Raw genomic sequence first — 12,182 nt, 5'->3', positions numbered from 1 at the left:
TGATTATTAACTACAAAATTACCAATCAATACAAATTGATAGTTTAGATCCTGAAAGACTTCTTAACAGTTAGGTATTGATATTGTTATTAAATAACAAATATGAGAATCTTAATCTTACATGAACAGAAACAAAAAAGTCCGAATCTCTAGATTCGGACTTTTTTGTTTAGTACCCAGGGCGGGACTTGAACCCGCACGACCGCAATGGTCATTGGATTTTAAGTCCAACGTGTCTACCAATTCCACCACCTGGGCATCGGTACTAATTTTAATCAACCTCAATTATAAAGAACTTTATTTCTAAGAGATCAATATTTGAGCGAAAGACGGGATTCGAACCCGCGACCCCGACCTTGGCAAGGTCGTGCTCTACCAGCTGAGCTACTTTCGCTTAATAACGGGTGCAAATATAATGATATTTAGATTTCATTAAAGAACTTGAAAACTTAATTTTTTTATTACTTGCCCATTAATTTTTTAATATCGTTCAATTTCATCAAAGCTTCAACGGGAGTAAGGTTATCTATCTCAATTTCATCAAGTTCTCTTTTTACTTCACTTAATACAGGATCATCTAATTGAAAGATACTTAATTGATAATCTTCATTAGATTCAATTGATTTCACCTCTACATTCGCCATTTTAGAATCGGAACTACTCCTTGAAGCCTCTAATTGTAACATTATCTCGTTTGCACGATCAACAACTTTTTTAGGCATGCCTGCTAATTTTGCAACATGAATACCGAAACTGTGTTCACTTCCACCAACCATTAACTTTCGAATAAAGAAAACTTTGCCATCAACTTCTTTTACGGCAACATTGTAATTTTTTACTCTTGGCAATGTATTCTCTAATTCATTCAACTCATGATAATGCGTTGCAAATAGAGTCTTTGCCCTTTTAGATTTCTGATTGTGCAAATATTCCGCAATTGCCCACGCAATCGAAATACCATCATAAGTACTTGTTCCTCTACCGATTTCATCTAGAAGAACCAAACTTCTGTCAGAAAGGTTATTTAAAATACTTGCGGCCTCATTCATCTCAATCATAAAGGTAGATTCACCAGATGCAATATTATCGGAAGCTCCTACCCTTGTGAATATTTTATCCACCAATCCAATATTAGCCTCATCTGCCGGAACGTAACAACCAATTTGGGCCATAATAATTATCAGTGCAGTTTGTCGAAGCAGTGCCGACTTACCTGACATATTTGGACCAGTAATAATTATAATCTGCTGTTTCTCATCATCCAAATAGACATTGTTTGAAACATACTTCTGTCCTAATGGAAGGTGTTTTTCAATAACAGGGTGTCTGCCTTCTAGAATATCTAATTTTTTTGAGTCATTAATCCTAGGTCTTACATACCTATTACGAACCGCTATATTACTAAAGGAAAGAAGACAGTCTAAATTCGCTACCAGGCTAGCATTCAATTGTACAGGAATAATATAATCCGCCATTGCGTACACCAGATCATTAAACAATCTAGTCTCAAGAGCTAATATTTTCTCCTCTGCGCCTAGTATTTTTTCCTCATAATTTTTTAATTCTTCTGTAATGTACCTCTCTGCATTAGTTAGGGTTTGCTTTCTAATCCATGTATCAGGAGCTTTATCTTTATGCGCATTTGTAACCTCCAAATAATACCCAAATACATTATTGTAACCAATTTTCAGACTAGTTATTCCTGTCGCTTCAACTTCCCTTTTCTGAATCTCAATTAAATAGTCTTTACCAGACCTGCTAATTTTCCTTAGATCATCTAACTCTCCATATACTCCATTCGTAATAACATTACCCTTATTCACTAAAGCAGGTGGCTCTTCATTAATCTCTTTCTCAACTCTTTCAACAAGAGAAATGCAAGGATTAAGTTGTTCTGCAAATCGTTTTAGAAATGGCTTTTTACTCTTCTTGCAAATCTCAATAATAGGCTCAATGGCTCTCAAAGATTTTGACAATTGAACTACTTCACGTGGCGAAATTCTTGTAGCGGCTACTTTAGATATTAACCTTTCCAAGTCACCTATCTGGACAATACTTTGCGTTAAATCATCCTTGAAATCTTGTTCATATGAGATATACTCTACAATATCCAAGCGTTCGTTTATTGGATTTATATCCTTTAATGGCATCACAATCCATCTCTTTAACAAACGAGACCCCATAGCCGTTATGGTATCGTCCAAGATATCCATCAACGTGGGGGCATTCTCATTGGTTGAAAAGACAAGTTCGAGGTTACGAATTGTAAATCGATCCATCCAAAGATGATGATCCTCTTCAATTCTAGAAATCTTTTTTATATGCTGAACCTTATTATGTTCTGTCTCAGACAAATAATGCATCGCAACACCAGCAGCAATTATTCCAAACGGCAATTTTTCAATACCAAAACCTTTTAAAGAGATTGTCCCAAAGTGCTTTAATAAAGTATCATTACAATAGTCAGATTGAAAAGCCCAATCATCTATTCCGAATGAATAATATTTATCTCTATACATCTCTACAAACTTCCCTTTCTTTGACTTCTGAAAGAGAATTTCACTAGGGTTCATACTCTGTACGAGCTTATCGACATACTCCATGCTCCCCTCAGCTACAAAAAATTCAGCAGTAGATATATCTAAAAAAGCAACACCTGCTTTTTTACCTTCCATGTATAAACTTGCCAAAAAGTTATTCAACTTCTGTTCAAGTACATTCTCATTGAATGTTACACCCGGAGTTACCAATTCAGTAACACCTCTCTTAACTATCGTCTTTGTTTTCTTTGGATCCTCCAACTGATCACATATAGCAACACGATGCCCTGCACGGATTAATTTAGGAAGATAGGTATCTATAGAATGATGTGGGAATCCGGCTAATTCAATAAATGCACCTGGACCATTTGCTCTTTTTGTGAGTGTTATCCCAAGAACTCCTGCAGCCCTAATGGCGTCCGAACCAAAAGTCTCATAAAAATCCCCAACACGAAATAACAATATAGCATCTGGGTGTTTCCTTTTGATCCCATTATATTGTTTCATCAATGGAGTTTCAACAATTTCCTTCTTCTTTTTATTCTCCGCTGCTTTCAATCTAAATAAAGTGTTTAATATTGTATTCTAAGAATTATAGGCACTATGCGAAAGTTAAAGAATGATGAGCTAAATCGAAAGACTATTCGAGAATATAAAGAGGCTAAAAAACACCCTATTGTTGTTGTTCTTAACAACATCCGTAGTTTAAGTAATGTTGGGTCTATCTTTAGAACATCCGACTGCTTTATTGTAGAGAGTCTATATCTATGTGGAATTACACCAACACCACCAAATAGAGAAATACAAAAAACTGCTTTGGGAGCAACGGAATCAGTAAATTGGGTTTATGAGAAAGAGTGTGCTATTGCAATTACTCGACTCAAAGAAGATGGGTATCAAATTATATCTATTGAGCAGACTGATATTAGCGTCTCTTTAGAAAATTTCGAATTAGATCCAAATTCTAAATATGCGATTGTTATGGGAAACGAAGTTGACGGAGTTGATTCAGATATTATTGAACTTTCTGATACCGTTATTGAACTACCGCTATTTGGGACTAAGCACTCTTTTAATGTATCTATTTGCACAGGTATGGTGCTATGGGAACTAGTAAGGCAGTTTAGATACCACCTGTCCTCGTGAGCTCAAAACTAATAGATTTCCCTAGTTGATTATATGTAATCTTTAGCTTTTCATTTTTCAATGATTCAATCGAATATATTCCTTTAACGAGAAAGCCGTTTAGATCACCTGATGTAATATTAATAGTTGATCCTATAGTTGTTATCTCCCAATCAAACAATATCGTAGAGTTGTCTTCATTTAGTAAAACACCTGTACAATATGGCTGAACACAATCGTAAAAAGAAAATACCCCTGCGTTTGTAATAACTGAATCCGTTTCATTATAAGTCTTAGTGTCTATGTTCCAGACACCATCAACATTTTTCTTAATCTCTTTATTCTTATCGCACCCCATAAGAAGAGCTGACATGATTAGAATAGCCAATATATATTTCATTATGATCTTTAATGCTTGGTTAATGAATTAACCGGTTTGGTTTATGTAATCGTACTAAATAAAAAAAGGCCTTTCGATATCGAAAGGCCTTTAGTATTATAATTCGCTTTGCTTATTCAACAATCGCTTTAAATTCTGCACTTCCACTTACTCCGTGAAACGCTGCATCCTTAGCTGCTTTCGCTTTTAAAGCTGGGTCTTGAGCAATTGCGCTATTCAAGTTTTCTATTACTGCAGAAGCATCGTTCATCTTTGCACCAATTACAGCTTTCAAATAAAACCCTATAGCTGATTCTTTATCTTCAGAACAATCTAACGTAGACATTGCACCTTCTGCATCGTCATTAAGAACTTTAGCAAGTGCTGCGTTAAAAGTACATGCACTTCCGTAGCTGCTTACTGCATCTGCGTAATCTCCGGATTTAATTTGAAGGAAACCCATATTTTGTTGAGTCTCGCTTTGTCCACCAGGAGCAGCTGCCCTGTAGTAATCTAAAGCTTTCGCATTATTTCCAGATAATCTTGATACAACACCTAAATTATTATTTACTACTGCATTCTTTGGAGAAAGCTTATCTGCTTTTTCGAATTCTGCAGTTGCTTCACTCAATTTATTTTGCATTAAGTAAATGTAACCAGTGTTGTTAGCAGCTCTCCAATCAGCAGGATATAATTTAGTAGCTGTTTTGTAGATTTCCAATTTCTTGTTGTCATCTTCTTCTATACCTGAAGCATAAATCAACTCATCTGCAGATAATTGATCTGGAGTAGTTGCAAGTAATGTTTTAATTTCTTCAGGAGTTCTTCCTTTGATTTCAGCATTAATTGTGAATTGTGCTCTTCTTAGTTTAGGTAAGATTACATCAGCAAGCTCTACATATGTCTTAGCCATATTTTTAATCTCTTCTTCTCTTTTATCCAAATCTGGATACATTGTAAGAACTCTTAAGATTAATGCTTTGTCTTCGATTGTAGATTTCTCCATTTCTGTTTTGAATCCTTCCCAATCCTCACCTATTACATCATTTTTAAAGAAATCACTTCCTTTTGCATCTGCAACATTTGCGCTCTTAAACTCTTTAGCCATAAAGCTCTGAGCTCCTTTACCTCTATTCTCAGCTAATTTGCTATTCATGTTTTGCTCACCATCTGGAGAAGCATAAGATGAAATAGACACGCCTTTGAATGTAACACTACCATCAGCACCAGAAACAATTAATTCTTTTACTGCTTTGATGTCAGCTTCAGATAACTCAGAAGCTCTCACATTAGACTTACTAATAGTATAATGAATATCTGCAGTAAGAGAAGCTGGTTTGTTTTGTTGGTAAGAACCTTCAGCCATAATAGCTTTTTCTTCATCCTTAGCTAACAATGGAGTTACAACAACACCTTTTGCAATTTCCATTGCATCAAATTCTTTGTCGGCACCCTTAGCGGTAACAGTTGCTTTAACCATTAGCTTAGAATCTTCCATTCCGTCTTGATACTTGATCTTTCCTGTATAAGAATACGAACCTCCTGCATAAGCAATTACTTTACCGTCACCGTCTGCAGACTCACCCTTAAACCCAACTGGCTTAAATTCAACTTCTTTTCCAGCAAACGCCAAGTAAGGAGTTACTTTTAACGTAGCACCTTTAACAAAGTACTTATCTGGGTATTTACCGTTGATAGTTACCTCAACACTATCAGCGTGCATTTCTAATGGAGATGGTGTAACACTATAGTTTATAGATGTAGAATTTTTAACCATATTGGCAATTCCATTACATCCCGACACAACAACTGCTAGTGCCAATAATGCTCCTAATGTTCTCAAACCGTAATTTTTCATTTTCTTTTTGAAGTTTGTTTCTTATTTGTATTCTATGCTTTCCTATTAAAAGATCCATAGATGTGTGCAATATTAGCTAATGTTTTCTAATAAAAAAAGAAAACATTCTTATAAGGCAAAAGATATACACACCAGAAATTCCCGAAATTGTTAATAAACCGCCCATACAGCACTCATAACACACCTCTTCTTTACGGAACGTTCTTAACCATCGAATTATCAAGACATTCCACACGTATTTCTCTAATAGTTTTTCCGAGTTTAGGATGATGATATTCTGGAACTATTTCAAACAATGGATCCAAGACAAATCGCCGATTAGCTAACTCCTTATGCGGTATAATTAGATTATTAGTTTCTACTATATCCTTGTTATAAAACAAGATATCTATATCCATAGTCCGATCTATAAATTGGTCCGCTCCTCTTTCTCGACCCAATTCATTTTCAATCTGATTAATTTTTTCTAACACTTGATTTGGATCTAATGCCGTTTCCAGAATTAATACTTGATTCAAAAATGGATTGACACTTTCAAATCCCCAAGGTTCACTCTCGTAAATTCCTGATTTTTCCAAAACTAAACCCACCGCAAGTTCCAATTTTTCAATTGCCGCTTGCATAATATAAACCCGATCGCCAGTATTACCTCCGATAATCACAACTAATTCATTCATCAAAATAAAGCGTCATTAATAGTAAGGAGCAATATTATAAAATATCTTTACTACACATTATATATTAATATGCTTAAGTTTTTAAAATATGTTTTGGCCACTATGGTCGCTCTGTTTTTATCTGTACTGGTTTTATGCGGAATAATTCTTGCTCTTGCATCATCTGGAGAAACAGAAATTACAGTCAAACCTCAATCTATTCTTACAATTAATTTAGGGAAAGACATCTCAGACAGAAGCGGCCCTGCAGCATTTGACCCGTTAGGTTCTCCAAGCTCTTTCTTCGAAACTAAAATTGGATTAAACGACATATTAAAAAGCATTCAATATGCAAAATCGGACGATAATATCGCTGGGGTTTACCTCAAGGTTGGAAACGGCTCAACTAGCTTAGCAATTCTTGATGAAATCCGAAATCAATTGCTCGACTTTAAAACGAGCGAAAAATTCATCGTTAGTTATGGAGAAAACTACTCACAAAAATCCTACTACATAGCTTCCGTTTGTGATACTATATATATTAATCCCCAAGGCCTTCTAGAGTTTAAAGGATTGGGTACCATAGTAAGATTCTACAAAAAAACACTCGAAAAATTAAATTTAAAACCGCGCGTTTTCCGTCATGGCAAATTCAAAAGCTTCGTAGAACCATTTACTAGAGAGGACATGAGCAAGGAAAACAAAGAGCAAAAACAAAAACTATTGAGTTCAATATGGGGGAACATGCTCAATCGAATATCAACAGAAAGAAACATTGATCCCACATCTTTAAACAACATAGCCGATAGTATCTTAATCCGAAATTCCGAAGGTGCAGTTGATTACATGCTTGCAGATGGAATTGCATTTGAAGATGAATTTAAATCATTATTAAAAAGCCATCTAGGTAAAGGCGAAAAGGATAAATTAAATTTCATTTCGATTAGTCAATATTCAAAAACAATTGCTGAGCCAAAAAGTTTATCCTCTGATCAAATTGCGATAATCTACGCTACAGGAGAAATAGTTAGTCATGGCAATGAATACAATGAAGAAAACATGGTTGCAAGCAAAATATGCAAAGCAATTAAGAAGGCTCGAGAAGACAACAACATTAAGGCAATCGTACTTCGAATTAATTCACCAGGCGGGAGTGCCTTAGCATCTGACGTGATTTGGAGAGAAGCTGTTCTTGCTTCAAACAAAAAGCCATTTGTGGCTTCTTTAAGTAGTGTTGCTGCTTCAGGTGGATATTACATTGCGAGCGCAGCGGATACAATTATATCCGGAGAAAATACAATTACAGGATCTATTGGTGTTTTTGGTCTCCTTCTCAATATGGAAGGTTTTTACAATATGCTTGGGGTATCTCACGATCGTGTAAATACAAACTCTCTATCTGATTTTGCTAGTTCAACAAGAGAAATGACAGATCTTGAACAAGAAATAATACAAGGCAGAATTGAAGAAATATATGACGACTTTTTACTGAAAGTTAGCCAAGGAAGAGGTATTTCTACAGCGGAAGTAGATAGTATTGGACAAGGTAGAGTATGGAGCGGTTCGGATGCTATAAATATTGGACTTGTTGATATTAACGGTGGACTATTAAAAGCAATCGAAGTAGCCGCAAAAATGGCCAATATTGAAAACTTTGAAATCACAGAATTGCCAAAACAACTAGATCCTCTCGATCAGTTCATTTCCGAATTGACAGGCGAATATGAAACAAGAATTATGAAACAGCAATTAGGAATTCATTATGATACTTGGAAAAACTTTCAATCGCTTACCAAGCAAACAGGAATTCTTGCAAAGATGCCCCATACGTTTGAGGTTGAATAACTAAAACAAAACGAGTTTTTTAGTTTCAGAATGAAGTTTACAGAAATCATTTTCACATGGGCTATTAAACGACGTATTAAGGCTATTAATGCTTTCAAAAAGCACCCGCATGAAAGTCAACTCAAATGGCTAAAACAGCTTTTATCCACAGCTTCGAGTACCGAATGGGGAGAAAGGTTCGATTTCAAATCGATCAAAACTGTTGAAGAATATAAGGCTCGAGTTCCTCTTCAGAACTACGAAACAATAAGAGACGATATATTCCGAACAAAAAAGGGTGAACAAAACATTTTATGGCCCCAAGATATTAAGTGGTTTGCTAAGTCTTCTGGAACAACCTCAGATAAAAGTAAATTTCTACCTGTGAGTAAAGAATCTATTAAAAACATTCACAAGGGAGGCAGCGACATTCTTACCATGTATTATCACAACAGCCCTGAAAACAAACTTTATCTAGGTAAAACCTTAGTGATTGGAGGTAATACACAACTTAACAAGCTTAGTAAAGATTCCTACTACGGCGATTTATCCGCTATAATAGTCAAGAGTCTCCCTATATGGGTTCAATACAGAAGAACACCAAAGATGTCAATCGCTTTAATGGAAGAATGGGAAGAAAAGATTGAAAAGATGGCATTAGAGTGCATGAAGGAAGACGTGTCTGTTTTATCTGGAGTCCCTTCTTGGACGCTTGTTCTATTCAAAAGAATACTCGAATTATCAGGCAAAAAAACCATCAACGAAGTTTGGCCAAATCTAAGTTTATATATGCATGGCGGCATGGATTTCAGTCCGTACGAAGAACATTTTAAATCTATTGTTGATTCGGATAAACTAGTGTATGCTGAAACCTACAATGCAACTGAAGGTAATTTCGCTTTTCAAGATACGCTTGACGCCAGTAATGGCATGTTACTTCTATTAGATCATGGTATTTTCTACGAATTCTTGCCATTAGAAAACTACCACGACAAAAGCCCTAACACATTATCGTTAAAAGAAGTTGAAATAGGAATACACTATGTACCCGTAATTTCTACTAATTCCGGATTATGGCGATACACCTTAGACGATACCATTAAATTTATTAGCACAAAACCTTATCGCATTAAAGTAACAGGTCGTACTAGACATTTTATAAATGCATTTGGCGAAGAATTAATTATTGAAAATGCAGAGAATAGCATCAAAGTAGCCTGTTCTGAGACAGGAGCTATAATTAAAGATTACACGGTGGCTCCGATTTATTTTGATAAAAAGAGGAGCGGAAGTCATGAATGGCTTATTGAATTCAACAAAGCTCCTTCCAATATTAATGAGTTTGGATTAAAACTTGATTCATCGTTAAAAAATTTAAATTCCGACTACGAAGCCAAACGATATGGTGACATGATTATAAAAAAACCGCTTATTAGATCCGTTCCAAAGAACACATTTGACCGTTGGTTAAAAGGGAAAAACAAATTAGGTGGGCAAAGTAAAATTCCTCGACTATATAATGACAGGAGATATGTAGAAGAAATATTAGATTTAGCATATGAAAATAACTAGCTGCATTTTTCTTCTACTTCTCAGTTATCAATTAATTGCTCAAGAAAAGGCAAACTACACCTTGCTTAACGAAATTAATACTACTGGAAACTACATAAGTACAGACAATCTAGGTTCTTACTTTCTAATAAAAGAAAACGAAATGATCCGTTTTCAACTTAGTCCAAAATTAACTTTCAAATACAGCGACGTCGATTTAAGTTCTATTAGTTCTGTAGATGTCACTGATCCTCTTAAGATATTGGTATTTCATAAAGACCTCTCTAAAATAATAAGACTTGATAATACATTAAGTGTTACAGGAAATCCTATCCTGCTTGACGATCTTGACTTGGGCCAATGCATACTAGCTTGTACTTCTTTTAATAATGCGATATGGTTATACGATCAACTAAGTTTTCAATTAATAAGACTGGATAGAAGCCTAAATAAAATTAACGAAAGCAATAACATATCTATGATATTAGGTTATGACATAACACCAAATTTCATGATAGAAAACAATAACTGGTTATATATTAATGATCCTAAACATGGCATCTTAGTTTTCGATATTTACGGTGCTTACTTTAAAACAATACCAATTCTTGACTTAGTACGATTTCAAATAATAAACGGAAACATCTACTTCTATAAAGATGGAAGCTTTTCTATGTACAATCCAAAAACACTGAACATAGAGAATATCGTTCTTCCTGAATCCGAATTTCATTCAGTTCAGATACGACAAAATAGGTTGTATGTACTCAAGGATAAATCTTTACGCATTTATTCTTTCGAATGATCTTGTTCACGAGTAGAGAATTCGTATTTTTAAAACTTATCTAATAATTAAGGCATTATGCACCATATAGCAGTCGCAGGGAACATTGGCTCAGGAAAAACTACACTTACAAGGTTATTGGCTAAACACTATAACTGGGAAGCTCATTACGAGGATGTAGAAGAAAATCCATACATCAATGAGTTCTATGACGACATGCAAAGATGGTCGTTTAACCTTCAGATTTATTTTCTTACAACACGATTTAACAAAATCTTGGAAATTAGAAAAAACGAAGGAAAAGGTTTAATTCAGGACAGAACAATGTATGAAGACGGTTACATTTTTGGACCAAATCTTCATTCTATGGGTTTAATGACAACTAGAGATTTCGAGAATTTCTTTTCTCTTTTCCAACTTGTGGATTCATTGGTTCAGGCACCAGATTTGGTAATATACCTTAGAGCATCTGTACCTACACTTGTTAAGCAAATTGACAATAGAGGACGAGATTACGAGAAAGCTATCCGTATAGACTACTTGAAAAGCCTAAACGAACGTTACGAAGCTTGGATTTCCACATATAATAAAGGCAAATTACTTATTATAGATGTTGATGAGAATAACTTCTCTGAAAGCAAAGAAGATCTCGGTAAGGTAATTCACAAAATCGATACAGAGCTTAATAGCCTTTTCGGTTAATCCACATAATTTCATTTCTAGCCTAGGACAATTACACTTTATTTAACAGTGGTAATGCCGTCTATTTAAAACTTGAGTAACAAAAAAGGCTTGAGGTTTTAAACCTCAAGCCTTCCAAGCTCAACTAGGAGAGTAAATACGTTTACTCAACCTCTAACACAGGAAGCTTTTCATTTGGCTCAACCTTAGCATCAGCCTCCACTTCAATAGTATTTGAGCTATGATCATGTCCTTCATGTGCATCAACATCTTTAGACTCATGATCTGCCAACATTGGAGCAATCACTAAACCGATTAGACATGTAAGTTTTATTAGAATATTCATTGAAGGACCAGAAGTATCTTTAAATGGATCTCCAACCGTATCTCCAGTAACTGCCGCTTTATGCGCGTCAGAGCCCTTGTAAGTCATTTCTCCATTAATCTCTACACCTGCTTCAAAAGACTTCTTAGCGTTATCCCAAGCACCTCCAGCATTATTCTGGAAGATCGCCCAAAGAACCCCACTCACAGTAACACCTGCCATGTAACCACCAAGCATTTCAGCTACTAGTGCATTATTGTCCATGTAAACAAGTTTACCTATCAATATAACAGCAATTGGGAATCCGATTGTAAGTATCCCTGGAAGTAACATTTCTTTTAAAGAAGCCTTTGTAGAAATATCCACACATTTATCATACTCAGGTTTTCCGGTTCCTTCCATAATCCCAGGAATATCTCTAAACTGACGTCTCACTTCTTCTACCATTTCCATGGCTGCC

The 12,182-nt window shown here is 35.3% G+C and carries 9 protein-coding genes, 2 tRNA genes and 1 pseudogene; 5 read left to right on the top strand and 7 right to left on the bottom strand.

What is annotated here, in order from left to right:
- Positions 1-172: 172 nt before the first annotated feature.
- The 3 genes from HRT72_08285 to mutS all read right to left on the bottom strand — a co-directional run bounded on the left by HRT72_08285 (position 173) and on the right by mutS (position 3,046).
- Positions 173-257: transfer RNA gene (locus HRT72_08285), tRNA-Leu, on the bottom strand.
- 63 nt (positions 258-320) lie between these two features.
- Positions 321-393 (bottom strand) — tRNA-Gly (locus tag HRT72_08280).
- A gap of 67 nt (positions 394-460) precedes the next feature.
- Positions 461-3,046: a DNA mismatch repair protein MutS gene (gene mutS, locus HRT72_08275; protein ID NQY67704.1), complete on the bottom strand. Its 2,586-nt coding sequence runs from the start codon at positions 3,044-3,046 to the stop codon at positions 461-463.
- A gap of 96 nt (positions 3,047-3,142) precedes the next feature.
- Here mutS and HRT72_08270 point away from each other — a divergent pair, with 96 nt between their 5' ends.
- Complete coding sequence (locus HRT72_08270) at positions 3,143-3,685, top strand: RNA methyltransferase (GenBank protein ID NQY67703.1); 543 nt, start codon at positions 3,143-3,145, stop codon at positions 3,683-3,685.
- Here the strand turns inward: HRT72_08270 and HRT72_08265 are convergent.
- From HRT72_08265 to folK, 3 genes are all read right to left on the bottom strand, one after another.
- Positions 3,663-4,064 (bottom strand): hypothetical protein, encoded by a 402-nt coding sequence (locus HRT72_08265; protein ID NQY67702.1) that lies wholly within the window; start codon positions 4,062-4,064, stop codon positions 3,663-3,665. The two genes, HRT72_08270 and HRT72_08265, sit on opposite strands and share 23 nt — an antisense overlap.
- Before the next feature lie 112 nt (positions 4,065-4,176).
- The gene (locus tag HRT72_08260; GenBank protein ID NQY67701.1) at positions 4,177-5,901 is read right to left on the bottom strand and encodes a hypothetical protein; all 1,725 of its coding nucleotides are present in this window, start codon (positions 5,899-5,901) and stop codon (positions 4,177-4,179) included.
- 191 nt (positions 5,902-6,092) lie between these two features.
- Positions 6,093-6,578 carry a 2-amino-4-hydroxy-6-hydroxymethyldihydropteridine diphosphokinase gene (gene folK, locus HRT72_08255; protein NQY67700.1) on the bottom strand — a complete coding sequence of 162 codons (486 nt, stop codon included), beginning with the start codon at positions 6,576-6,578 and terminating at the stop codon, positions 6,093-6,095.
- Between the two features lie 69 nt (positions 6,579-6,647).
- Here folK and sppA point away from each other — a divergent pair, with 69 nt between their 5' ends.
- From sppA to HRT72_08235, 4 genes are read left to right on the top strand one after another with little or no spacing between them, the layout of a single operon-like run.
- On the top strand, positions 6,648-8,402 hold the full coding sequence (sppA, locus tag HRT72_08250; protein ID NQY67699.1) for a signal peptide peptidase SppA: 1,755 nt from the start codon (positions 6,648-6,650) through the stop codon (positions 8,400-8,402).
- A gap of 30 nt (positions 8,403-8,432) precedes the next feature.
- Positions 8,433-9,953 (top strand): GH3 auxin-responsive promoter family protein, encoded by a 1,521-nt coding sequence (locus HRT72_08245; protein ID NQY67698.1) that lies wholly within the window; start codon positions 8,433-8,435, stop codon positions 9,951-9,953.
- A complete protein-coding gene (locus HRT72_08240; GenBank protein NQY67697.1) occupies positions 9,940-10,737 on the top strand; it encodes a hypothetical protein in 798 nt (265 codons plus the stop codon). Before HRT72_08245 ends, HRT72_08240 begins: the two co-directional genes overlap by 14 nt.
- A 57-nt stretch (positions 10,738-10,794) precedes the next feature.
- Positions 10,795-11,418: a deoxynucleoside kinase gene (locus tag HRT72_08235; protein ID NQY67696.1), complete on the top strand. Its 624-nt coding sequence runs from the start codon at positions 10,795-10,797 to the stop codon at positions 11,416-11,418.
- A 268-nt stretch (positions 11,419-11,686) separates the two neighbouring features.
- Here HRT72_08235 and HRT72_08230 read toward each other — a convergent pair.
- Positions 11,687-12,182, bottom strand: a pseudogene (locus tag HRT72_08230) (sodium/proton-translocating pyrophosphatase).

The organism is Flavobacteriales bacterium (genome assembly GCA_013214975.1).
Lineage (GTDB): Bacteria > Bacteroidota > Bacteroidia > DT-38 > DT-38 > DT-38.
The sequence above is the reverse complement of the archived record's forward strand: the minus strand, read 5'-3'. Positions and strand labels throughout refer to the sequence as shown.